Genomic DNA, 24,789 nt, shown 5'->3' on the forward strand with positions numbered 1-24,789 from the left:
GCACAATGCCGCCCTCAGTCAGAACGGAAACAGCACCGGGATAAGCAGCACGCAAACCACCATCACCAGCACAGTAAACGGCACGCCGATTTTAACAAAATCGCTGAAGCTGTATTTCCCCGGCCCCAGCACCAGCGTGTTGACCGGAGAAGAAACCGGAGTCATAAAGGCGGCGGAAGCGGCCATTGCCACCATCATCGCAAATGGATACGGCGAAACGCCCATCGATTTGGCCGCCGCCAACGCGATAGGGGCCATCAGTACGGCGGTAGCAGTGTTCGAAATAAACAATCCGATCACCGCACACATGACAAACAGGCAGATCAGCATAAAATACGGTCCCCTGCTGCCGCCAAGTTCCATCAACCCTTTCACCACCAGATCGATACCGCCGGTTTTTTGTAGCGCCAGCGCAAAAGGCATCATGCCGATGATCAGAATCACGCTTGGCCAGTGGATCGCTTTGTAAGCGCTGGCGGCATCGATGCAGCGAAACTTCGCCATCAGCAGGCAGGCGATAATCGCCGCCACCGGGTTGGGAATTTCGTCAGTCAGCATCAGAGCCACCATCAGCATCAAACAAAATACCGCGTGCGGGGCCTGGCTGTGTGCGGGAGACGCGTCGCTCTCCTCAATAGGCATGTTATGTACCACGAAATCGCGCCCGGTTTGTGCCAGCTGGCTTATCTGCCGCCAGTTTCCCACCACCAGCATAATGTCGCCAACCTGCAAAGGTTCATCCACCACTGCCCCTTCCATGGCAACGCCGTCGCGCTTCAGGCCGACAATATTCAGTCCATAGCGAGTGCGAAAAGCCATCTCCCGCACCGTTTTACCTACTCGCTCAGAATCGGGGATCAGCGAAATTTCCGCCATGCCGACATCCAGCGCCTGTTCGGAAAAATACTCTCCGCGCAAAATCATCGGTTCCAGCATTTGCTCGCCGCAGAACTGACGTAAATCAACATCTGCCGCCGACATATCAATCAGCAGGACGTCACGGGCGCGAAATTCAGAAACCCCGTTCACATTAACAATGACCCGCCGAAAGCGTCGCCAGCGCTCCACCCCAATTACGTTGGCACCGTAATGCTCGCGCAGTTTAAGATCGTCCAGCCGCTGCCCGATCATCGGTGAACCCGGACGTATTGCCAGCCGCCGCGCCCGTCCCGTCAGATGATAAGCTTTAATTAAGTCGCGAAATGATGAGCGTTTGCCGCCCTCCCGCAGGGGTTCCTGTTTTTCGCCGTTCAGCATAAAGCGCATCAGCAGCATGTAAATCACGCCCAGCACCAGCACCACCACGCCAATAGGCGTGACGCTGAAGAACCCGAACCCGTCCATGCCTGCACGCAATAATTCGCTGTTGATCACCATATTCGGCGGCGTGGCCACCAGGGTCATCATGCCGCTAATCAGCCCGGCAAAACTTAGCGGCATCATTAGCCGTGAGGGAGAGGTTTGCATCCGGGTGGCGACGCTGAGCACCACCGGAATAAAAATGGCGACGACGCCCGTTGAACTCATGAATGCGCCCAGGCAGGCGACGGTGAGCATCAGGTAGACCAGCATTTTGATTTCGCTGTTGCCAGCGACTTTGATTAGCCACGCCCCCATACTGGTCGCCACGCCGGTACGCACCAGCCCGTCGCCAATAATAAACAGGGCCGCTATCAGGATAACGTTCGGATCGCTGAAGCCGGAAAACGCTTCTTCCGTCGTTAACGTACCGCTCAGAATAAACGCCACGATCACCAGCAGCGCTACCGCATCCATGCGAACTTTACCCGTGGCGAACAGAATGACCGCCACCGCCAGAAGACAGAGAACCCAGATTAATTCACCGTTCACAACATATCCTTGTCAGCCCAGGGGAATTCTTATAGTGCCATAAAAAAGCCCCGCAGAAGCGGGGCTATATCATGAGATCAGGCGTTAATGGTTACCCTGACCGTACCATCGGGTTGTTTTTGAGCGATAACGTTGGCAAGCGTGTTGAGATTAAAATCGACTTCATTCAGTCGTGGCATATCCTGAGGAACATTTACCGCCATCACGCGACATCCGGCGGCAAGGCCAGAAAGCACGCCAGCGGCCGCATCTTCCACCACCACGCAGTCCTGGGGAGCCAGCCCCAGCAGCTCAGCGCCGAGCAGATAGGCATCCGGCTCCGGCTTGCCGCGCGTCACGCGTTCGGCGGTGATAAACACTTCTGGCACCGGTAAACCTGCCGCTTTATGACGCGCATGAGCAACAGGGATGGAGCCTGACGTCACGATTGCCCACGGAATGTTGTTTTGCTCAAGCGTCTTCAGCAGTTCCAGCGCCCCCGGTAGCGCGACAATACCGTCGGTGTCGGTGGCTTCGATGCGTTCAAGAAGGGTAAATTCAGCAAGAATTTCTTCTTCCGGCCTTCCCGCCAGAAAGTGACGCAGGGAGGTAATCGCCTGCTTACCATGAATATAATTCAGTATTTCATCATGGCTGATACCAAACCGATCTGCCCACTGACACCATGATCTTTCTACCACAGGAAGCGAATCGACCAGCGTCCCATCGAGATCAAACAGAAATCCTTTGCACAGCACAGCAGCCCCCTCAGGCGTTAATGATTTGGTTAATCTCGTTACTGCTTAAGTGATACTGGCGCGGGCAGTTATGCCAGGCGCTCAGCATGCGCTGATATTTTTCCCACATCGGGGTTTGCGCATTAAAACCGTGAGTACCCGCGTCGAAATGGGTGTAGCGGCCTTCGGTATTAACCATAAAACGGACGTAACTGAGATAGCGCGCTTCGGTCGCTGCATCAAAGCCGAGGAAGGTTACGCGACGCTCGTCGATGGTGTCTTTATCTTTGAGATTGTCCCAGGAGACGCGCAGCGCGTGGTACATCTCCATAATATCGATGATGGAACGGCAGGTTTCTTCATTGAGCTGGCCGAATTCACGATCCAGCTCGCGCATTTGCAGGCCGTAGCCACGCTCAATGATGGTTTGCAGGCGACGATAGCGTTCGGCATTGTCCGGGTCGAGCATGGTCATCATTTTGTACTGATTAGACAAAATCAGGCGTTGAGCGTTGGTCATTTCCATTTCTGACTCCTTTAGCACTTCACGGCGTTAAAAAAAGAGGCACATTATTTATGTGCCTTCTTTTATATGCGTAATTGGGGTGTAATTACAAATCATCCAGGAAAGTTTTATCCAGTTGTTTGAAGGCGCGCTTAAGCGTGTCAGCTAATGCCTGATAATCGGGTTTCCCCTCAACAGGTGCGAGCGCCTGCCCCGCTTCCTGAAGTTTCCCACGCACTTCATAAAACCAGTTTAAAATAGAAGGAGGGAGCGGCGTGACCGATCGTTTACCCAGCCACCAGAGTCCCTGCATTGGCAGGCTGATGGCAAAGATGGCCGTGGCGACCGCAGGCCCCAGCTGTCCACCCAGCGCGATTTGCCAGCAAAGGGTAAATATCGCAACGGGCGGCATAATACGGATCCCGAAACGTGTCGCACGGATCGCCCGATTTTCAACAAACACTGGCGCGAGGCGTTTTTCCATCGGCCACGTCTTTGCGTAGTGCTGGCCCCGACGAAAATGGCTGAAGAATCCCGACGGGCTGGTTTCTGGTGTCGACATGGCTCTACCTCAACTTCACATATAAAAATTAAAAAATTTGTGCAAAACAACAACTGAGTACGGCATCGTTCAAAACATTTTGTCACGAGGCCCCGGTATCGGGTATCCTGTGCCCGCCTGAGAGTGCCTTAATCCACATTCTCAGGCTTGTCAAATTGTCGCATAGTCTGCCGTTGGCTGAAAATTATGCAAAATGACATAGACTCAAATGAATTTCTTCCATCGTGCCCGAAAAGCGATTTGAGCATGATGTTAATCATAAATGTCAGTGTCGTCATGCGCTACGCTTTAGACTCCTGACGTTTTTTTAGCCACGTATCATAAATAGGTACTTCCATGTCGAGTAAGTTAGTACTGGTTCTGAACTGCGGTAGCTCCTCACTGAAATTTGCAATCATTGATGCAGTCAACGGTGACGAGTACATTTCTGGTTTAGCCGAATGTTTCCATCTGCCGGAAGCACGCATCAAATGGAAAATGGACGGCGGTAAACAAGAAGCGGCTTTAGGTGCAGGTGCCGCTCACAGCGAAGCGCTGAACTTTATCGTTAATACTATTCTGGCACAAAAACCAGAACTGTCCGCTCAGTTGACCGCTATTGGCCACCGCATCGTTCATGGCGGCGAAAAATACACCCGTTCCGTAGTGATCGACGAGTCGGTTATTCAGGGTATCAAAGATTCTGCCTCTTTTGCACCGCTGCACAACCCGGCGCACCTGATTGGTATCGCTGAGGCGCTGAAATCCTTCCCGAATCTGAAAGATAAAAACGTGGCCGTATTTGACACCGCGTTCCATCAAACTATGCCGGAAGAATCTTACCTCTACGCCCTGCCGTACAGCCTGTATAAAGAACACGGCGTTCGTCGTTATGGCGCACACGGCACCAGCCACTTCTACGTAACTCAGGAAGCGGCAAAACTGCTGAACAAACCGGTAGAAGAACTGAACATCATCACCTGCCACCTGGGTAACGGCGGTTCCGTTTCTGCTATCCGCAACGGTAAATGCGTTGATACCTCTATGGGTCTGACCCCGCTGGAAGGTCTGGTGATGGGTACCCGTTCTGGTGATATCGACCCGGCAATTATTTTCCATCTGCATGACACCCTGGGTATGAGCATCGAACAGATCAACAAGATGCTGACCAAAGAGTCTGGCCTGCTGGGTCTGACCGAAGTGACCAGCGACTGCCGTTATGTCGAAGACAACTACCAGACTAAAGAAGACGCGAAACGTGCAATGGACGTTTACTGTCACCGTCTGGCGAAGTACATCGGCTCCTACACTGCGCTAATGGATGGTCGTCTGGACGCCGTTGTGTTCACCGGTGGTATTGGTGAGAATGCCGCGATGGTGCGCGAACTGTCTCTGGGCCGTCTGGGCGTACTGGGCTTTGAAGTTGACCACGAGCGCAACCTGGCTGCCCGCTTCGGTAACACCGGTTTCATCAACAAGGAAGGCACTCGTCCTGCGGTGGTGATCCCAACTAACGAAGAACTGGTCATCGCGCAAGACGCCAGCCGTCTGACTGCCTGATTCACCTCACCGCCAGCCCATGCTGGCGGTGCTGTTTTATCTCCCGCCCAAACCGGGTGGTAACGAAAGAGGATAAACCGTGTCCCGTATTATTATGCTGATCCCGACCGGAACCAGCGTCGGCCTGACCAGCGTCAGCCTCGGCGTGATCCGCGCTATGGAACGTAAAGGCGTGCGCCTGAGCGTGTTCAAACCTATCGCACAACCGCGTGCCGGTGGCGATGCTCCTGACCAGACCACCACTATCGTGCGTGCAAACTCTGGCCTGCCAGCGGCTGAACCGCTGAAAATGAGCCACGTTGAATCTCTGCTCTCCAGCAATCAGAAAGATGTGCTGATGGAAGAGATCATCGCCAACTACCACGAAAGCAGCAAAGACGCTGAAGTCGTGCTGGTCGAAGGTCTGGTGCCGACGCGTAAACATCAGTTTGCCCAGTCGCTGAACTACGAAATCGCTAAAACACTGAACGCCGAAATCGTGTTCGTGATGTCTCAGGGTACCGATACTCCGGAACAGCTGAAAGAGCGTATTGAGCTGACCCGCAGCAGCTTCGGCGGCGCGAAAAATGCCAGCATCACCGGCGTTATCGTCAACAAACTGAATGCCCCAGTTGACGATCAGGGCCGTACCCGTCCTGATCTGTCCGAAATTTTTGACGATTCCACCAAAGCGCAGATCGTGAAAATCGATCCGGCTCAGCTGCACGGCTCTCTGCCAGTGCTGGGCGCGGTGCCGTGGAGTTTCGATCTGATCGCCACGCGTGCTATTGATATGGCGCGTCACCTGAATGCGACCATCGTTAACGAAGGCGATATTAATACCCGCCGCGTGAAATCCGTGACCTTCTGCGCACGCAGCATCCCGCACATGCTCGAACATTTCCGTCCGGGTTCACTGCTGGTAACCTCCGCCGACCGTCCTGATGTGCTGGTTGCCGCCTGTCTGGCCGCCATGAATGGCGTTGAGATTGGTGCCATCTTGCTGACCGGTGCCTACGAAATGGACCCGCGCGTTGGCAAGCTGTGTGAACGCGCTTTCGCCACCGGCCTGCCGGTATTCATGGTCAACACTAACACCTGGCAGACGTCGCTGAGCCTGCAGAGCTTCAACCTGGAAGTACCGGTTGATGACCATGAGCGTATTGAGAAAGTGCAGGAATACGTTGCCAGCTACATTAACGCCGACTGGATTGAGTCTCTGACCGCAACGTCAGAACGCAGCCGTCGCCTGTCTCCGCCGGCATTCCGCTATCAGCTGACCGAGCTGGCACGCAAAGCGGGCAAACGCGTGGTGTTGCCGGAAGGCGACGAGCCGCGTACCGTTAAAGCCGCGGCTATCTGTGCCGAACGTGGTATCGCCACCTGCGTGCTGCTGGGTAACCCGGATGAAATCACCCGCGTTGCCGCTGCTCAGGGTGTAGAACTGGGCGCTGGTATCGAAATCGTCGATCCGGAAGTGGTTCGTGAAAGCTACGTTGCTCGCCTGGTTGAGCTGCGTAAGAGCAAAGGTATGACCGAAGCCGTTGCCCGCGAACAGCTGGAAGATAACGTGGTCCTCGGCACGCTGATGCTGGAACAGGACGAAGTTGACGGTCTGGTTTCCGGTGCCGTTCATACCACTGCGAACACCATCCGTCCACCGCTGCAGTTAATCAAAACCGCGCCGGGTAGCTCACTGGTCTCTTCCGTGTTCTTCATGCTGCTGCCGGAACAGGTTTATGTGTACGGTGACTGCGCGATTAACCCAGACCCGACCGCTGAACAACTGGCAGAAATCGCTATCCAGTCTGCGGATTCCGCGATTGCCTTTGGTATCGAGCCGCGCGTGGCAATGCTCTCCTACTCCACCGGCACCTCTGGTGCAGGCAGCGATGTAGAGAAAGTACGCGAAGCGACCCGTCTGGCGCAGGAAAAACGTCCTGACCTGATGATCGACGGTCCGCTGCAGTATGACGCCGCGGTAATGGCTGATGTCGCGAAATCCAAAGCGCCGAACTCTCCGGTAGCCGGTCGCGCGACCGTGTTCATCTTCCCGGATCTGAACACCGGTAACACCACCTACAAAGCGGTACAGCGTTCTGCCGACCTGATCTCTATCGGGCCGATGCTGCAAGGCATGCGCAAGCCGGTGAACGACCTGTCACGTGGCGCGCTGGTTGACGATATCGTTTACACCATCGCTCTGACCGCGATCCAGTCTTCCCAGCAGCAGTAACGGCTGAAGAATAAAAAGGCCGCAACGGTAAACGTTGCGGCCTTTTTTTACGGCTCACGCGGGATCAGAATGACCAGCGGACATTAGCGTTGACCGCATTATCACGGGTATCAGAGCCATATTGCCCCTGGTAGCCGAGATCCAGACTGGCAGTACGCGACAGCCTGACGCTTATGCCAACATCCCCCACCAGCGTATCCTCATCGACCGCGTTACCCTGAGTGACAAACGTATCGCTGCCGGTAAACGCCATCCGCGATGACGCCGTTTTATCGCCATAAGCGTGCTGCCAGCCGAGTGAACCATACAGGCTGACATTCTGCGGCAGTTCGGTTATACCGCGAACACCCAGCGTGGACAAAAAGGTGTCCATGGTTTCATTACGCACGCTCAGCGCAGCAGCACCGCCTTTTTCCTCAAAATTATCCGTGTGCAGGCGAACGTAGCTCAGATTGATGAACGGCTCGACGTTGAGTTCTGGCTGACCAAAACGGTAAGCCGCTTCGGTGAACGCCAGCAGCGAGTTCGCATCGTAATCCGATTTCAGGCGATCCGAGAAGCCACTGAAATCAACATTACGTTCGCCATCAATTTTGTGCCAGGTGTAACCGACTGCGCCGCGCAAGGAGAACGCCTCCTGCTGTCCTGCCGCATACAGGCCGAGGTGGTAGTTATCACTGTCGATGCTGGAACGGCGGCTGTCGACGTCATAATCACCACGGCTGTAGCCAAAATAGCCACCGATGCGCACGTTATTGTCATCCAGTTTGCGATCGGCTCCTATCAGGAAGCCAGCGGTGTTGCCATCCAGCTTACCGGTATTACCGTCACCGCTGTTTTTGCTCCAGGAGCCAAACGTCTGGCCCCACACACCATTGTTTTGATCCTGCAGCGGCTGCACCAGTGACATCGCCATCGGTGGTACGGGGAGCGCATCATTATCGAACACGCGCAGCATACGCTGATTCAGGACATTGAACAGTTTGTTACTGCCCGCGATCAGGTTTGACTGCATGGACGGATAGACTTCCCCCGAAAGCTGGTTGAACGCCTCACGCGCTTCTGGTGCGCTCAACAACAACAGCGAGTTGTATAGCGCCAGCGAAGGACCGCTCTGCGTCAGTGTGGAGAGCGCGCCAGCGGTGTTCCACTGATTGCTGGTTTCCGCTACCGTCTGGAAAATGCCCGGATTGCCACTACCGGGGTTTTCACCGCCCGGATTGCCACCGCCGGGGTTTTCACTGCCCGGATCGCCGCCGCCGGGGTTTTCACCGCCCGGATTGCCACCGCCGGGGTTTTCACTGCCCGGATCGCCGCCGCCGGGGTTTTCACCACCCGGATCGCCGCCGCCGGGGTTTTCACCACCCGTGTCTTTCTGCGCGATCGTTAAATCAACCGCATTCGCGCTCTGGTTAAGCGCCACATCCAGGAAGGCAGATTTGGAAATCGCCGAGGCAAACTGGCCGTCAATACCGCCATTTGACGTCAGGATGCGATAGTTTTGCCCGGTTTGATAGCTGGTCTGCGGATCCAGCGCGGTCACCTGCACCTTCGCCTGATCGCTAATGGTGGTTTTTCCCTCCACCAGCAGTTGATCGCTGCGACCATCGCCTGCGATGTCGACATCGTAGAACGACTCACCAATAAAGTTGAGATACCGCTTTAATGTCAGCGTGCCGATATTGCCGTCACCGGGTGAGATATGGCCGCCAGCCAAAATCTCAGTCTGCCCGAGGGTACCGTTACCGCCCAGCGTGCCACCGTCTTTAATGGACGCGGCGCTACTGTAACCCAGCCCATTACTAACGTCCGAGCCAGCGGTGCCATTGAGGATCAACGTACCTCCGTTCTCAGCGCTCAGGGTTTGCACATCGAAAGGACTGTCTTCTTCACGGGTATTGATGTCGCCCGCGATGGTGATTTTTCCACCACGGGCAGTGACGTTAGCCTGCAGTTGCGTAAGATCGCCGCTTAACGTCGTCTGCCCGGCAGTATTAATTACGTCGCCTTCTCCGCTCATCGTGTTGCTGAATTCATAATTTTCTTCAGTATGGTTAAAGTACACATAGCTGCCGAAAAGTCCGCCCCGCAGATTAATTGCGGTTTGTGCGTCAACAACCCCTGCCCTGCCTGCTGCGTCAAGCGTTGGCTCAGTCAAGCCAGTGCCGGTATCCATATTGCCCCGGCTACCAATGATCAGCGCACCCCGGTTTGAACCTGAACTGGTGGTCCCCAGCACCAGTTCGTTATTGCCTGCGGAGAACACCCCGCCATCGGTCACCGAAAGTACGCCATTGCCGTAATCCCCCACCGCAACGCTGCTGCCGCTGGTAAAGCGTGAACCTTCACCGGCAATATATAATTCGGCGGTTTTACTCGATCCTGATACACCGTTGACTTCCACGTTGCCAACATTCACCGCCCCGCCGTTCAGTACGTCCAGATCGCCGTTAAGGGTGAGCGCATTGGTGACATTCCACCGGGAGTTATTGCCCGTCACCGTCACTTTTGGGTTACCTTTGTCAGCTTCATCCGGCCCGAAACCGTCACCAATGCGCGCCTGATTTGCCGTCTCCATTAGCGCACCATCTTCAATCAATACGGTGGAGCGCGCGCCTAAATCAGTACCTACGCTGAGATAGTTACTGGTAACCCGGGAGCCAGCTCCCGTCGCAATAAGGTGGCTGTCATAACCCCGATTCGCGCCAACGACGATCTCTTTCGCGCTGGCCAGCGCGCCATCTTCGACCCGCAACGTGGCCAGTCCGAGATTCAGATCACCACGTAAAACATACTGATCGTTGACCGCATTTAATTCGGCATTGGGTCCTCTGACGGTTACCAGACTGTCATAAACCTGCCCGTTAGATACCCTGCCAATATTAATGTTATAGGCGGTAATTTTGCCATTATCGATAAGCAGGTTTCCGCTTTGATTACGTCCTACATACATATTTCCGGTATAGCCCAGCGACTCAGTAACGGTCGATTCGCCGTCAAAAATAACATCATCGGCGCGTGCACTGTCGACAGGTGCCAAAAATAGTAGGGGTGCCGAGAATAACGCGAGGTAAAGTTTTGAAAGCGGTGTTTTAACCGCTAGCGGATGCGACAGATTTTCACTCACGGGCTTTCTCCGTTTTTTATTAGCGTGATATCGCGAAGGTCGCTGTTATAAAAAACCAGTTCACCACGATGTTTAACCCGTTATTTCGCGAAAGCAGGCTTGCAGGTTTACTCTTCAGCGCAGCGAGAGCTTATTGTTTGCTCTCGCGTCGCCAGATAGTAGCCGGAAACAGTAACATTGTTCCCGTAACAGATTATTTATGGGTGACTATTGGCACGCAGGTTGGCGCACTTAATGTTGGCGCAGAACCCAAAATGCCTGGCATCATCAGTGATGAGCAATCAAAAATCCGCCCTTTTTCGGTAGTCGCCCGATAAGAAAGTTTTTGCCCGCCCAGCGCATCAGGCTGCGCGCCATTCACATTCGTTACGGTAATTTCATCAGATGAACCGAGGCCCAGCATTTTCGCTGTTTCCGCTTGCAGCAACGGAACTGCCTGGTCGGTTTTCATTGTGGAACAACCCGCTATCATCATCGTAGTGGTTAAAGCGATGAGTACTTTTTTCATAAATTATCCTTTTTCGCCAGACAGTTGCGAACGCTGAATGGCTTTATATTTTCTTATACCAACATCCTGAGATAATATATTTTTCTTTCCTAAACAAAAAAACCCTCCTAAAGTAGGGAAGGTTCATTAATAAAATTCGTCAGTTTTTTTCTGAGACCCACAGTGAAAAGGAGAGACCTTTGCACCAGGATTATGCGTTGGTCGTCGATGACCATCCGTTAGTCGCCAGCGGTATCGCCAATTTCCTCAATACGCATTGTCAATTTAAAAAGGCGTGCGTGGTAACCTCTGAGGATAATTGCTACCGTCATATTTTGGACTATGGCCCCCCACGTTTATTGGTTATTGACTTTTGGCTCTCTTCCGGCACGGCTTTGAAATTACTTAAAGAAATAAAAGAACGCTATCCTAAGGTACGTCTGTTGGTTGTTAGTGGTGATGAAAATAACGACCTATGGTTAAAAGTACGACATGCTGGCGGGCATGGTTTTGTGCTGAAAAACGAGTCGCCAGAAAAATTCGCGCGAGCGGTAATGGCACTGAAAGAAAATAAAGAATGGTTTCCAATAGATGATCCAGCAGCGGTAGTAAACGACAATGATTTGCTGCGGAAATTTAACTTAACGCCGCGCCAGATAGACGTTATCAATATGATGATGCGCGGCTTACCAAATAAAAGGATCGCGTCACAACTCTCAATTTCTGAGCCTACCGTAAAAGAGCATATTAGCAATATCCTGAAAAAAATTGGCGTCAATAGCCGGGTTGAGGCCATTACCCTGCTCCATAGCAAGCGCGGGTCATCGCAATGATTTTTTCTCAGGATTTACAAAACGATGGCATTTCTTCCCGTGCGCAGATCAGCATGCTCGACAACACGTTTCTGCGCCTGGTTTTCAGCTTTTCTGCCGTGCCTTTTGTTGGCATTCCCTTCGCGATCTGGCTCTATTTACTGGATGATGAACTGGGTCCGACGATTGCCTGGATAATCGTTTACCTGTTCTGCGCCGTCGCCATCAGAATATGGCATCGCCATTATCTGCGTGATAGCAAAGAACATGAGGCAGACGCCGTATTACGCCGCTGGCTGCCACGGGTTAATAATATCGCTTTTCTCCATGGGTTAGGTATTTCGTCGCTCTATGCCATTATGCCGCAAACGCGTAATTTCGATTTTTTCCTGCTACTTAATATCAGCATTGCCGCCATTGTCGCCGCTAATGCAACCCATTTGACCCCGGTGATCAGTACCTTCACCCGCTTTTTCTTCGCCTCCTGGGGACTATTAACCCTCGGCATCCTCTGGCGGCTTAACGACGCTATGTTCATCGTGTTGATGCTGAACCTGCTGTATGGTTTTGCCATTTACCGTCACGCCTTAACGTCGCATGCATTTTTCATCCAGCAGGCGCGGCTTGAAGAACAAAGCTCCCGCCTGGCGGAACAGTTTCGTCAGGCCAAAGAAGAGGCGGAACAGGCGTTGCTGGATAAAAATCAGTTTCTGACCACTGCCAGCCACGATCTGCGTCAGCCGGTACACGCGATGGGCTTCCTTATTGAGGCCATCATTCACAAAAACCGCGATGATACCCTCACGCCACAACTGTTGGATCTGCAACAAAGCGTGCGTTCAGTACACCTGATGTTCAACTCGCTGCTCGATCTCAGCAAAATAGAATCCGGCAACGTCAGTATTGCCACCACGCGGGTGGATATCGGTGCCCTGCTCAATTCAGTGATAGCCTTGTTTCGTGAAGAGGCCAATAGCCGTTCGTTGACCCTGCGTATCTGGCGACCCAAACGACGTATTATCGTGATGGGCGATCCGCTACTCATGCGGCAATCGCTGATTAACCTGATACAAAATGCGCTGCGCTATACACAACAAGGTGGCGTGCTGGTCGCCATTCGTCCGCGCGGTGCGGAGTGCCTGACAGAAGTCTGGGATACCGGCGTGGGTATCGCCGATGAAGAGAAAGGCAAGATTTACTCCCCTTACTATCGTCCCGAACTGGCATGGAAAATCGACAGTGCCGGTCACGGCCTGGGGCTGGCCGTCGTCGCACGCTGCGCCAAGCTGATGAAGGTCAGGTACGGTATGCATTCTGTTGAAGGGAAAGGTTCGCGGTTCTGGATGCGTTTTACCCAGTACGTCGGGGACGAAAATATGCCTGAAAGCCTGCCTGCCGGGGAAAATACGGTTGCACCCGCGCGCTATGCGCCGCTGCGCGGTTCCTGCCTGGTGGTAGACGACGATCCGCTGGTCACCTCCGCGTGGGAAAGTTTGATGAGCACCTGGGGGATCACGGTGCGCTGTGCAGCCTCCGCCGGGGAAGCTTTCGCCATTATTGATGAAGGTTTCAGGCCGTTTGCCGTGCTGTGCGATCAGCGTCTACGATCCGGTGAGAGCGGCTTTGACGTTCTTAAAGCGCTGTTCGAACGTCTGCCGGAGGTGAGCGGCGCGATGGTCAGCGGCGAATTCAATTCGCCAACGTTGCAGGAGGCCGAGGAGGAAGGCTATCTGGTGCTGCGCAAGCCGCTGGAGCCTGCGAAGCTGTATGCTCTTTTGACGCAGTGGACCACGCGTTAGCTCAACTGAAACACTTTCCCGCGCGGCACAAAAGGCAGGCGCCTCCCCTGCGGTAATAACCACGCATGTTCCATTGCCACGCTTATCCGATCTTCACAATAGCCGTCGGTGATCACCAGTACCGGCCCGCCTTTGGGGAAATCGCCTTTCATCGCCAGCGCGTTGAGCATATCTATTCCCGGCTGTAGCACGGTACCGCCGCGCCCCTGAAGGGTGAAGTGATGCAAAAGCTGCTCCGGCGGCACCCAGCCGCGATCGTACGCTCTGGCGTCACAGCAAATAAAACGTACCGCAAAAACCTCCCGCGCCAGAGAATAGCTGGCAATCGCGCCCAGCGCTTTGCCCAGCAGTTGCGGATCCATTGAGCCTGAGGTGTCGAGCACGACGCCAAACACCCGCGAACGGCGCTCCTCTTCTGAGGGCTTCATTACAGCCGGACGAGGAATGGCGGGCGTGGCGCTCTGGCGACGCGAGGGCCGGGCGTAGCTGCGCCGCTGTTCCGGCGGCGGAAAATGCTCGTCAAACCACTCCGCCAGCGCCACATCCCAGGGAACCGGCGGCTGGGCCAGACTGCGGATCTCTTCGATAAGACCTGCCGGCAGCGTTCCGCGCGTTGGTGCGTACAGGCAGCGGTCCAGCCCCTGATACAGCGCCCGCCGACACCAGGCTTCGGCATCGGTAAACCGGCTTTCATTTTCTTCCGTCAGGATGTCGCCCCCGGCACGCCCGCGCAGGGTGATTAACTTGCGCGACTGACGCATATTCTGCGCCAGCGCATCGTAGATCTCTTCTGCCGACATCATGCTGAACTGGGGATCGTAAAGCAGCCCCAGTTCTGGCGGCGTGCCAATCTGCATCTGGATCAGCCAGTCATTAATAATAAAATCGCAGGCGACGTTCCACAATTCAGCATCGCGTCCGCGACGGCGCGAGGCGTGGTTCAGCCCCGCATGCAGTAGCTCATGCGCGAAGACGAATACCAGTTCATCATGCTGCAGACGAGCGTGAGGGTTAATCCAGATCTTGCCAATGCTGACATCAATCGCTGCCACAGCGATGTCATACTGGCTGCAAAGCTGACCGTCCTCTTCGATATCAAAACTGGCGGCCAGCGCACCCAACAGCGGATAAAGCGTCATAATGTGCTGACGCGCTTTCTGCGCCGCGCTCATTTTGTACTGACTGTGATCGGAAGGTTGATAGCCCCCCGCCTGCTCCAGCGCCAGACTCACGCTATTGCTCAGTCCGTCGGCCAGCAGCATTTTCCAGTCGGGAGGCGAAGAATAGTATTTCTTCGGCGCGGAAAAATGAAAGCAGCTTTGTTCACCGCCGCAGTAGCGCATATGCCACTGATACAGTTCATCCGCGATGCCCTCTGCCTGCATCTGGCGGAAAAGCGCATCGGCGTCCGCGTGGTTTCCCTGCGGAAAGGGAAAAGACTGTAACTCTTCCGGCAACGGGCCGATTTTCAGTTCGTCGCAAAAACGCATCATGGCGATCAGCACCGCCAGCTCCCATTGCAGCGCGGGCGTTGGCGCAGGGTCGCGGATCAGACCAAAGCCGAGCGCCGACAGCGCCTGGGCGATCATCCGCGCCCACTGTTCAGGCGTGGCATGCCGCTTTGCGTTGAGCCACAAGTAGCCATCATTGCCGATACTTAACCAGCCTTTCGAAGAGACGTAGGTACGGTCATGGTCAAAACGTTCATACACCCGCGACCACATCGGTGCAAACAGCGGATGTTTCGCCACGATGGCAATGCCCGCCTTGCACGCCTCCAGCGCCGGATTGCGCACCGCTTTACTCATGACGATTTTGCCCGTGCCGCCAGACGAGGCAGATCGCGCGCCACCTCAATCAAAAACCAGGCAGGTAATTTTTTACCATTTTCATCTTCGCTCATCACCGACTGGGCAATCTCCACGCTAATGCGCGCCAGGGTTTTCAGGCAATCTTTCGCCTGCACCGCCAGCCGTTTGTGCTCGCTGCGCAGGGATTGATCGTCAACCGGCAACTCTTTATACAGATGGGAGCGGAATGACTGGGCCAGAAAATAGAGCACGTCGCGATCGGTAGGATCGTCCGGCCACACCGCGTCACCTTTTAAAATCGCCGTGACCGTATGTTTCTGGCGGATTTGCTTAACAAAGCCTTTGAAGCTGCCTGCGTGCGCCGGGGAAAGCAGCCCGTAAATCAGCGCCTCGAGCATTTCCACCGGGATATCCTCGCCGAAGGAGAAAAGTGCATCCGATAACATATGCCAGCTACGCGGCGTGGAAAAAGGCTCCTCGTGTTTGGGCGGTTCATTCCAGAGCTGATCCGGGCGCAGCTGGATGTATTCCACCACCCACGGATGGAGACCGGCCTCGTTAATCGCCCAGTGCAGCCACTGGCGATGATCGGCACGCAAGTGAACGTGTACCATACGGTTAATCAGCGCCGATGGCATTGGTTTAACAATCGCGGCGTCTTTCGCCCGGTTCCCGGCACCGATGACCACCGTGCCTTCCGGCAGGCGGTATTCACCAATACGCTGCTCGAGGATCAGGGAATAGAATGCTTTCTGGATTTCATGCGATGAGGCGTTGAGTTCATCGAGAAACAGCACAAAGGGTTTGTGGCGCACGATATTTGCGGGCGGATAAAAACGCGAACATTGGCCATCAATTTGCGGGATACCGAGAAGATCTTCCGGGGCCAGCTGGCTTCCGAGCAGGGAGACGCACTCCATCCCCACTTCGTCGGCAAAACGCCGTACCAGCGCACTTTTACCAATCCCCGGCGCGCCCCACAGAAACACAGGACGGGTAATGGCAACGTTAAGGAGAAAATCAAACGTTTGTTCAGGGGTTAGCTGAATCGCAGACTGCATGCGGTGATTCCTTTTCGTCGTTATGCACAATTTTCAGCATAACCTTTTAAAATACGCTCCCACGACGCCACCGCAACTGCTAAAAATAGCACTGGCCTTTATAAATTCTGAATTTCGCGCCCATCCGTAACGCAAGATTGAATAACTATTCCACTATTCGCATACTTATGCCCTTGCCTTGCAACAGGGATAGTTTGCTATGTCCACTATACAGAATGCTCAACCCGGCAGAAAATGGGCAATGCCCGACACGCTGGTCATCATCTTCTTCGTCGCCATCCTGACCAGTCTGGCGACCTGGGTTATTCCGGTCGGCCTGTTTGATAGTCAGGAGGTGCAGTATCAGGTCGATGGACAAACCAAAACCCGCCACGTTGTTGATCCTCACTCATTTCGTATTCTGACCAATGGGGCGGGGGAAGCGCAGTATCACCGCGTTCAGCTTTTTACCACCGGCGAAGAACGCCCTGGCCTGATGAATTTTCCCTTTGAAGGCTTAACCTCCGGCTCTAAATTCGGCACCGCGGTGGGCATTATCATGTTTATGCTGGTGATTGGCGGCGCGTTTGGCATCGTCATGCGTACCGGCACCATTGATAACGGCATTATGGCGCTGATCCGTCATACGCACGGCAATGAAGTGTTATTTATTCCGGTGCTGTTTATTCTGTTTTCCCTCGGCGGTGCGGTGTTTGGCATGGGCGAGGAGGCGGTGGCGTTCGCCATTATTATCGCCCCGCTGATGGTGCGGCTGGGCTATGACAGTATTACCACGGTGCTGGTCACCTATATTGCGACCCAGATTGGTTTTGCAAGTTCGTGGATGAACCCGTTTTGCGTGGTGGTTGCGCAGGGTATCGCCGGTGTGCCGGTGCTTTCCGGCTCCGGACTGCGCATTGTCGTCTGGGTGGTTTCTACGCTTATCGGGCTGGTTTTTACCCTGGGCTATGCGGCCCGAGTGAAGAAAAATCCCCACCTGTCGAGAGTGCATGGATCTGACCGCTACTTCCGCGAAAAGCAGGAGGATATCGTCCAGCGCGCCTTCACGCTCGGCGACTGGCTGGTGCTGCTGGTACTAACGGCAGTCATCATTTGGGTGATCTGGGGCGTCGTGGTTAACGCCTGGTTTATCCCTGAAATCGCCAGCCAGTTTTTCACCATGGGCGTCGTTATCGGCATTATTGGCGTGGTTTTCCGCCTGAATGGTATGACGGTGAATATCATGGCATCTTCATTTACGGAAGGTGCGAGGATGATGATAGCGCCGGCGCTGCTGGTAGGCTTTGCAAAAGGCATTTTACTGCTCATCGGCAATGGCGAAGCGGGCGATGCCAGCGTGCTGAACACCCTGCTCCACGCTATCGCGCAGGGTATCAGTGGCCTGAACAATGCCGTGGCCGCCTGGTTTATGCTGCTGTTCCAGGCCGTATTTAACTTCTTTGTCACTTCGGGATCGGGTCAGGCGGCGCTGACCATGCCGCTGCTGGCACCGCTCGGCGATCTGGTGGGGGTTAATCGTCAGGTGACGGTGCTGGCGTTCCAGTTTGGCGACGGCTTTAGCCATATTATCTACCCTACCTCCGCCTCGCTGATGGCAACGCTGGGCGTGTGCCGGGTCGATTTCCGCCACTGGCTTAAAGTGGGCGCATCGCTGCTGGGGCTATTATTTATTATGTCCAGCGTGGTGGTAATTGGCGCGCAGTTGATGGGATATCATTGATCGAAAAGCATCGCCGGGCGGCCTGCCCGGCGATGCTGATATTACAGGAGTTCTCTCGCCGCCTTCACGATATGCTCTGCCGTAAGTTCATATTCCTGCTGTAAAAAGTCCTGCGTTCCCACCTGTCCATAGCGCTCTTTAACGCCGACGCGACGCATCGGAACCGGACTGTTCTCCACCAGTACTTCTGCCACCGCTGAGCCGAGGCCATTATGAATACTGTGATTCTCACAGGTCACGATGCGACCGGTTTTCTCGGCGTAATTTTTCACCAGCATGCGGTCAATCGGTTTAAGGGTGAACATATCAATAACCGCAGCGCTCACCCCTTCCACTTCCAGTATCTGCGCAGCCTTCAGTGCTTCGGTAACCATAATGCCGTTGGCGATGAGCGTAATGTCATTGCCTTCACGCAGCACGTTGCCTTTGCCAATCGTAAAGACCGATCCCTCGGCGTAAATTTTCGCTGCCTGCTTACGGATGGTGCGTACCCAGTAAAAACCATCAAGCGCCATAAGCTGATGAAGGATGTTGTCAAACATCACCGCATCGGTCACCTCCAGCACGATGGAGTTTGCCAGTCCGCGCACAATACCCATATCTTCAAAGGACATATGTGTACCGCCGTTATGGCAGGCGGTAACGCCTGAGTCAGAGGCGATAACTTTAACGTTATTGCGCTGATAATCGAGCGACATAAAGAGCTGGTCAAAACAGCGGCGGCTGGCAAACGCGGTGAAAGTGTGCACAAAAGGTTTGCGTCCGGTGAGCGCCAGTCCGGCAGCCGTGCCAATCACATTCGCTTCCATAATCCCGCAATTAATCACCTGCTGCGGGTGTTTTTTATGCACGCCGTCCATCGCCATGGAACTCATCAAATCCGCTTCAAGGGCGATGATCTCGCTACCCGCCTCAATCTGCTCACTGACAAAGCCTGCGTAGACCTTACGCATTTCAATACTGTCTTTTTCCCCGATGGGTGCAACCTTAATCATGCGCGGCCTCCAGTTGTTCAATGGTGCGGGTAATTTCCTGCGTCATTTCGTCCGTCAGGCGCAGATGGTGGGAATTGCCTAACTGTTCCAGATACGGCACCCCCTGCCCTTTAATACTGTCAAGGATCACCACGCGCGGGCGGTCTGTAGCCTGCGGGCGCGGTTTTACTACCTCCAGCAGACCGGCAATATCGTCGCCCTTCACCTTGCAGACGTCATAGCCGAAAGCGCGGAACTTCTCTTCAAGATCAAAAGCACAGATAATTTCATCCAGCTCCCCATCGAGCTGCTGCTTATTCCAGTCGATAAAAATGGTCAGATTATTCAGACAGTGGTGCGAAATAAACTGGAACGCCTCCCAGCATTGTCCTTCATTTAACTCACCATCCCCCACGATGCAGAAAACGCGGTTATCGCGCCCGGCAAGCTTATGCGACAGCGCCATCCCGCCAGCGATGGAAATGCCCTGCCCCAGTGAACCCGTGGTGGCATCCACGCCGCGGGTTTTGAGGCGGTCAGGGTGGCTCGGCAGCCGGGTGCCGTTTTGATTAAGCGTCTGTAGTTCTTCGACCGGAAAATAGCCTTTGATTGCCAGCGTGCTATATAACGCTGGCCCGGCATGCCCTTTCGACAGAACAAAGTAGTCACGTTGCGGCCAGTCAGGATCGGCCGGATCGATATTCATAACGTCGCCATACAGCACCGCCAGCGTTTCGACCACCGACATGCTGCCGCCGTAATGACCAAATCCCAGCGTCGTCAACGATTTCAGCGTAGCGAGGCGGATATCGCGCGCCAGTTGTGTCAGCTCTTTGATGTTACTCATAACTTTTCTCCGGTATTGGTGTGCCCTGGATTACCGGCGGAACGATTTTTCGCCAGAATGTTATAGATAACCAGCACGGCGAATAGCGCCACGACGACACCCGTAATCGCCAGCGGCGGCAGATAGCGCGCCAGGTTGCCTAACACAATCCCTATTACGCCAAAGTCGGCGTCGGAAAAGGTGGTATTGGCAAAGCCCAGTGCGCCCAGTACAGGTAGCAGTAGTACGGGGAGGAAGGTAATCAGCAGCCCATTAGCAAACGCGCCCAGCATCGCGCCACGTCTGCCTCCGGTAGCGTTACCAAAAACGCCAGCCGTTGCACCGGTAAAAAAGTGAGGTACCACGCCTGGCAGGATCAGTACCAGTTTCATCTGGCCGAGAAGGAACAATCCCACCAGTCCGCCCAGGAAGCTGAACAAAAAACCGATCAATACCGCATTCGGCGCATACGGGTAGACCACCGGGCAATCCAGCGCCGGACGGGCATTAGGCACCAGCTTTTCCGAAAAGCCGGTAAATGCCGGCACGATTTCCGCAAGAATGAGACGCACGCCCTGAAGAATAATAAAGACGCCCGCTGCGAAAGTGATCGCCATGATAATGGCGTAGACCAGATAGTTTTGTCCGCCGCTAAACTGACTCTCTACATATTCGCGCCCGGCGCAGACCGCCATAATCAAATAGATGATCATCATGGTTAGCGAAATAGAGATTGAACTGTCGCGCAGGAAGCTGAGATTTTTCGGCAGGTTCATCTCTTCCGTAGAACGGGAGTTTTTACCGCAAACGCTGCCAATCCAGCCTGAAAGCACATAGCCCAGGGTGCCAAAATGACCGAAAGCAATATCATCATTGCCGGTGATACGTTTCATATAACGCTGTGCCAGCGCGGGGAAGAAGGCCATGACCAGCCCGAGGATCAACGAACCGGTGAATACCAGACCGATACCCTCAAATCCGGCAACCGTCAGGATCACGCCAATCATACAGGCCATATAAAAGGTATGATGACCGGTTAAAAAAATGTATTTAAGACGCGTAAATCGGGCGACAACAATATTCGCCACCATCCCAAACGCCATAATAAGTGCGGTAGAGGCACCGTATTTTTCCAGCGCAATAGACACTATCGCTTCATTATTTGGAATAATCCCCTGAATCGTGAATGCATGTTCAAACATCCCTCCCAGCGGATTAAGGGAACCGACTAATACGGTTGCCCCGCCACCCAGCACAATAAAACCGAGAATAGTTTTAACGGTGCCTTTTACAACGTCCGAAAACGATTTTTTCTGCGCAACCAGGCCAATCAATGCAATAAGCCCCACCAGTACCGAGGGTACTTTTAATATATCAACGACAAAATTTAGCGTTTCAAGGATAAACATATCCACCTCGCTTTATAGTGAGTTACCGTTGGTCGAAGTAAGCACTGAGCTTCGCTTCCAGTTCATTGATGTCAATAATATTATTGATAACCACGAGTTGACTGGCGGGCATGCTGGCGCTATCGGCAATATCTTTCGCCATGACAAACAAATCCGCCGCGCCGGGCGTCGCTGAAGATAAATCCGAGTGTTCAACCTCAGCGTCGATATTCAGCTTCTTGAGCACTTTTTTAATATTCATCTCGACCATAAAACTACTACCAAGACCGGAACCACAAATCGCCATGATTTTCATTATTTCACCTTATTTTAAGTAGAGTACATGCGCATCATGTTTGGCAACATAATGGAGTTATTGAGGCTGATAACAAACCGCCCGTGGAACACGGGGCGACCACCTGATTTGTCAATAACTGAGTTATTGTTTTATGACGCGAAATTCAGAACGCGTAGATAATGGCTTTTATCTCCTCTGGATGATTTGCCTTGTGTAATTTTTCCATTTCAGACTCGCTGGAAAATAATTCGGCCAGCGCGGCGATCATGTCAATATGGCTATGCTTATCCGGCGCTGCCAACATAATAATCAGATCGACCGGGTCAAACTCTCCGGCTGCAAATGAAACCCCCTGGTGTAATTTCAGTAAGGATAACCCCATGCCCTGCGCCCCCTCTTCGGGGCGTGCGTGCGGCATGGCAAGCCCTGGTGCTAATACAAAGTAAGGACCGAGCGTTTGGTGCTGCTGAACGATCGCCGTGACGTAATCGGGCGTAATCACCTTCGCCTCAAGCAGCGGTTGCGCACAGATCTCCAGCGCCTGCGTCCAGTGATTGACGCACTCAAGCGTTTGTATGGTGCTATCCGTAAGCCATTTTTCGAGCATTACGCTTTCCTCACTTGCTGAAAAGGTGAACAAACTGTATGCGAGGAAATCACCGTTAGCTGTGATAACAGTCACAAAGATAGCGCTATCAAAAAGCCTTTATCAAAAGTGTGATAGCGCTATCAAATTACAATCATTGCCTGAAATCGCATCAAAGATGAGGTTATCAGGCGTATACTAACGATCTCAAACGCGCGCAAACAAAACGAAAAAGCGTATAAGTTCATTGAGGTTACGCAGGAAACAGAATGGCTATCACCCGAAAACGGCGAAATACCGGTAAGGTCACGCTGGCAGATGTTGCCCAGCTTGCAGGCGTAGGGACAATGACCGTATCGCGGGCGATCCGCACACCGGAGCAGGTTTCAGACAAACTACGTGAGAAAATTGAAGCTGCGGTTCATGAGCTTGGCTATATGCCAAACCTGGCCGCCAGCGCCCTGGCCTCTGCTTCGTCGTGGACTATCGCCATGGTCGTGCCGAATCTGGCGGAGTCCGGCTGCTCGGAAATGTTTGCTGGCTTACAGCAGGTGCTGCAGCCTGCCGGATATCAGATCATGCTCGCGGAGTCTCAGCACCGCCTGGAGCAGGAAGAGAAACTGCTCGAGACACTGTTGGCCTCCAATCTTGCCGCAGCCATCCTGTTAAGCGTTGAGCACAGCGAAACCGTGCGACAATGGTTAAAAAACGCCACTATCCCGGTGATGGAAATTGGCGCGGTAAGCACCTCCCCTATTGATATGAATATTGGCATTGATAACGTGGCGGCAATGTTTGAGCTTACGCAGACGCTGATTGAGCGCGGATATCAGAACATTGGTCTGCTGTGCGCTAATCAGGAACAGTGGATCTTTCAGCAGCACCTTCAGGGCTGGTATAAAGCGATGCTGCGCCACCATATGTCACCGAACCGGGTAATTAATGCGGCGGCCCCGCCGACATTTTCAACCGGCGCGGCCCAGTTACCGGAGTTTATACTTGCCTGGCCGGAGCTGGATGCACTGGTGTGTGTCTCAGACGAACTGGCCTGCGGCGCGCTGTACGAATGCCAGCGCAGGCGAATAAAAGTGCCGGACGATCTGGCGATTGTTGGTTTTGGTGATAGCGACGTTAGCCGGGTCTGCCAGCCGCCATTGACGACGATCTCCGTGCCGCACCGACAGATTGGGGTTGAAGCAGGACGCGCACTGCTGGCGCGCCTGAATGATGAAACGTGGAAAAGCAAAGCACCGATTGCTTCGAAGCTTTGCCTGCGTGATAGCTGTTAAACTTACTCCGCAACTTCCAGTTTCGATGCCTCATTATTGGCGTTGCGCGTCATCCACAGCGCCAGCGCTTTTAATGAATCCGGAGTGAATTCATCACAGCGGGCAGTAATTTCTGCCGGCTCCATCCAGCTCACTTCGCTGACTTCCTCTTCCTGTAACGCAAAAGGACCGTGTGAGACACAGCTAAACAGCCCACCCCAGACGCGGCAGTGTTTGTCTTCGAAGTAGAACTGACCATGCTCGGCAAACGGCACGCCGGCAATGCCCAGCTCTTCTTCTGCTTCCCGACGCGCGGATTCCAGCATGCCTTCATCGGCCTGCACAACGCCGCCTGCGGTAGCATCCAGCATGCCGGGCATAAAGTCTTTGTTTTCGGTGCGGCGCTGCACCAGAATTTTGCCCATTCCATCGTGGACGACAATATACGTTGCACGATGACGCAGGCACTGCGCGCGCATTTGCGAGCGAGTTGCCTGTGCTACGACTTCATTGTCCTCGTTGACAATGTCCACCCACTCCATACCTGCCAAATGCGTCTGCTCCACCATCAGAAAACCTTCTCTTACAAGCGCTCTAAAGGCGCGTTTATGGTTGACGGGTAAGTTACGGATTAATCGCTATTTCTGCAATAACCCGTTGATCATTGAGTGCGATAACGCGCAAAACATTGTTATCAAGCATGCCATAACTGGCGTCATTGCCGCCTTTCGGGATACTCACCGAGCCTGGATTAAAATGGTAGATGCGGTCACGTTTTTCCGCCACTGGCAGATGCGTATGGCCGTAAATCAGGATATCTCCTGGTGATAACGCGGGTTGTTTGTCAGCCCCAAACAGATGCCCATGAGTCAGAAAAAGCCGCCGGTCGGCGATTAAAACCTGCTGCCACGGGGCCATTATCGGAAACGTTAGCAGCATCTGGTCAACTTCGCTGTCACAATTGCCGCGCACGGCAATAATACGGTCCGCCTGTTCATTAAGCCGCTTTGCCACCTCTGCGGGCGCGTACCCTTCCGGCAGCGCGTTGCGCGGACCGTGGTTAAGCACGTCTCCCAGAATGACCAGCCAGCGCGCATCGCTCTGCGCGAAAAGCGCCAGCACGCGCTCCGTCGCCGGTAACGAACCATGAATATCCGAGGCAAACATCAGTTTCATCGCGGTTATCTCCTCTTACATTGATTACCCGATAGTACGGGATTTTACAATTTCCCGCCTTGATGAAA

At 53.8% G+C, this 24,789-nt stretch carries 21 protein-coding genes; 6 read left to right on the top strand and 15 right to left on the bottom strand.

The features are described 5' to 3' along the window. Window positions 1-18 precede the first annotated feature (18 nt). From ACMGGS_RS21960 to yfbV, 4 genes are all read right to left on the bottom strand, one after another. Window positions 19-1,851 (bottom strand): SLC13 family permease, encoded by a 1,833-nt coding sequence (locus ACMGGS_RS21960; RefSeq protein ID WP_414164368.1) that lies wholly within the window; start codon window positions 1,849-1,851, stop codon window positions 19-21. 77 nt (window positions 1,852-1,928) lie between these two features. Beyond that, window positions 1,929-2,588 carry a sugar phosphatase gene (locus ACMGGS_RS21965; RefSeq protein WP_414164369.1) on the bottom strand — a complete coding sequence of 220 codons (660 nt, stop codon included), beginning with the start codon at window positions 2,586-2,588 and terminating at the stop codon, window positions 1,929-1,931. A gap of 10 nt (window positions 2,589-2,598) precedes the next feature. Continuing rightward, the gene (locus ACMGGS_RS21970; protein WP_414164370.1) at window positions 2,599-3,093 is read right to left on the bottom strand and encodes a YfbU family protein; all 495 of its coding nucleotides are present in this window, start codon (window positions 3,091-3,093) and stop codon (window positions 2,599-2,601) included. Window positions 3,094-3,178: 85 nt separating this feature from the next. Then, window positions 3,179-3,634, bottom strand: coding sequence for a terminus macrodomain insulation protein YfbV (yfbV, locus tag ACMGGS_RS21975; RefSeq protein ID WP_414164371.1), 456 nt, complete (start codon window positions 3,632-3,634; stop codon window positions 3,179-3,181). A 336-nt stretch (window positions 3,635-3,970) separates the two neighbouring features. On the opposite strand from yfbV, the gene ackA reads away from it, so the two are divergent. Continuing rightward, complete coding sequence (gene ackA / locus ACMGGS_RS21980) at window positions 3,971-5,173, top strand: acetate kinase (RefSeq protein WP_194206305.1); 1,203 nt, start codon at window positions 3,971-3,973, stop codon at window positions 5,171-5,173. A gap of 79 nt (window positions 5,174-5,252) precedes the next feature. Continuing rightward, window positions 5,253-7,388 carry a phosphate acetyltransferase gene (gene pta, locus ACMGGS_RS21985; protein WP_414164372.1) on the top strand — a complete coding sequence of 712 codons (2,136 nt, stop codon included), beginning with the start codon at window positions 5,253-5,255 and terminating at the stop codon, window positions 7,386-7,388. 64 nt (window positions 7,389-7,452) lie between these two features. On the opposite strand, the gene ACMGGS_RS21990 is transcribed toward pta, so the two are convergent. Beyond that, the gene (locus ACMGGS_RS21990; protein WP_414164373.1) at window positions 7,453-10,515 is read right to left on the bottom strand and encodes an autotransporter domain-containing protein; all 3,063 of its coding nucleotides are present in this window, start codon (window positions 10,513-10,515) and stop codon (window positions 7,453-7,455) included. Between the two features lie 193 nt (window positions 10,516-10,708). Beyond that, on the bottom strand, window positions 10,709-11,023 hold the full coding sequence (locus ACMGGS_RS21995; RefSeq protein ID WP_276157614.1) for a hypothetical protein: 315 nt from the start codon (window positions 11,021-11,023) through the stop codon (window positions 10,709-10,711). A gap of 179 nt (window positions 11,024-11,202) precedes the next feature. Between ACMGGS_RS21995 and ACMGGS_RS22000 the strand changes: the two genes are divergently transcribed. Together ACMGGS_RS22000 and ACMGGS_RS22005 are read left to right on the top strand one after the other, a co-directional pair. Next, on the top strand, window positions 11,203-11,835 hold the full coding sequence (locus ACMGGS_RS22000; protein ID WP_414164374.1) for a LuxR C-terminal-related transcriptional regulator: 633 nt from the start codon (window positions 11,203-11,205) through the stop codon (window positions 11,833-11,835). After that, complete coding sequence (locus ACMGGS_RS22005; RefSeq protein WP_414164375.1) at window positions 11,832-13,613, top strand: ATP-binding protein; 1,782 nt, start codon at window positions 11,832-11,834, stop codon at window positions 13,611-13,613. Before ACMGGS_RS22000 ends, ACMGGS_RS22005 begins: the two co-directional genes overlap by 4 nt. On the opposite strand, the gene ACMGGS_RS22010 is transcribed toward ACMGGS_RS22005, so the two are convergent. Further along, a complete protein-coding gene (locus tag ACMGGS_RS22010) occupies window positions 13,610-15,421 on the bottom strand; it encodes a DUF2201 family putative metallopeptidase (RefSeq protein ID WP_414164376.1) in 1,812 nt (603 codons plus the stop codon). The genes ACMGGS_RS22005 and ACMGGS_RS22010 overlap by 4 nt on opposite strands. After that, window positions 15,418-16,485: an AAA family ATPase gene (locus ACMGGS_RS22015; RefSeq protein WP_414164377.1), complete on the bottom strand. Its 1,068-nt coding sequence runs from the start codon at window positions 16,483-16,485 to the stop codon at window positions 15,418-15,420. The genes ACMGGS_RS22010 and ACMGGS_RS22015 overlap by 4 nt, the downstream gene beginning before the upstream one ends. 241 nt (window positions 16,486-16,726) lie before the next feature. On the opposite strand from ACMGGS_RS22015, the gene yfcC reads away from it, so the two are divergent. Beyond that, entirely contained in the window at window positions 16,727-18,205 is a 1,479-nt protein-coding gene (yfcC, locus tag ACMGGS_RS22020; RefSeq protein ID WP_414166335.1) for a putative basic amino acid antiporter YfcC, read from the top strand. A 41-nt stretch (window positions 18,206-18,246) separates the two neighbouring features. On the opposite strand, the gene ACMGGS_RS22025 is transcribed toward yfcC, so the two are convergent. The 5 genes from ACMGGS_RS22025 to ACMGGS_RS22045 form a co-directional block, all read right to left on the bottom strand. Next, a complete protein-coding gene (locus ACMGGS_RS22025) occupies window positions 18,247-19,200 on the bottom strand; it encodes a transketolase family protein (protein WP_414164378.1) in 954 nt (317 codons plus the stop codon). Then, window positions 19,193-20,026 carry a transketolase gene (locus tag ACMGGS_RS22030; RefSeq protein WP_414164379.1) on the bottom strand — a complete coding sequence of 278 codons (834 nt, stop codon included), beginning with the start codon at window positions 20,024-20,026 and terminating at the stop codon, window positions 19,193-19,195. Before ACMGGS_RS22030 ends, ACMGGS_RS22025 begins: the two co-directional genes overlap by 8 nt. Next, the gene (locus ACMGGS_RS22035) at window positions 20,023-21,414 is read right to left on the bottom strand and encodes a PTS ascorbate transporter subunit IIC (RefSeq protein WP_414164380.1); all 1,392 of its coding nucleotides are present in this window, start codon (window positions 21,412-21,414) and stop codon (window positions 20,023-20,025) included. Before ACMGGS_RS22035 ends, ACMGGS_RS22030 begins: the two co-directional genes overlap by 4 nt. A 22-nt stretch (window positions 21,415-21,436) precedes the next feature. Further along, on the bottom strand, window positions 21,437-21,709 hold the full coding sequence (locus ACMGGS_RS22040; protein ID WP_414164381.1) for a PTS sugar transporter subunit IIB: 273 nt from the start codon (window positions 21,707-21,709) through the stop codon (window positions 21,437-21,439). Between the two features lie 145 nt (window positions 21,710-21,854). Beyond that, window positions 21,855-22,298 (bottom strand): PTS sugar transporter subunit IIA, encoded by a 444-nt coding sequence (locus ACMGGS_RS22045; protein WP_414164382.1) that lies wholly within the window; start codon window positions 22,296-22,298, stop codon window positions 21,855-21,857. Between the two features lie 248 nt (window positions 22,299-22,546). Here ACMGGS_RS22045 and ACMGGS_RS22050 point away from each other — a divergent pair, with 248 nt between their 5' ends. Further along, entirely contained in the window at window positions 22,547-23,566 is a 1,020-nt protein-coding gene (locus ACMGGS_RS22050; RefSeq protein WP_414164383.1) for a LacI family DNA-binding transcriptional regulator, read from the top strand. A gap of 2 nt (window positions 23,567-23,568) precedes the next feature. Here the strand turns inward: ACMGGS_RS22050 and yfcD are convergent, their stop codons facing one another. Together yfcD and yfcE are read right to left on the bottom strand one after the other, a co-directional pair. Next, window positions 23,569-24,114 (bottom strand): NUDIX hydrolase YfcD, encoded by a 546-nt coding sequence (gene yfcD, locus ACMGGS_RS22055; protein ID WP_194206296.1) that lies wholly within the window; start codon window positions 24,112-24,114, stop codon window positions 23,569-23,571. Between the two features lie 55 nt (window positions 24,115-24,169). Then, a complete protein-coding gene (gene yfcE, locus ACMGGS_RS22060; protein ID WP_414164384.1) occupies window positions 24,170-24,721 on the bottom strand; it encodes a phosphodiesterase in 552 nt (183 codons plus the stop codon). Between the last annotated feature and the right edge of the window lie 68 nt (window positions 24,722-24,789).

Origin of the sequence: Superficieibacter sp. BNK-5, from assembly GCF_047456055.1 — a bacterium.
Taxonomy (GTDB): domain Bacteria; phylum Pseudomonadota; class Gammaproteobacteria; order Enterobacterales; family Enterobacteriaceae; genus Superficieibacter.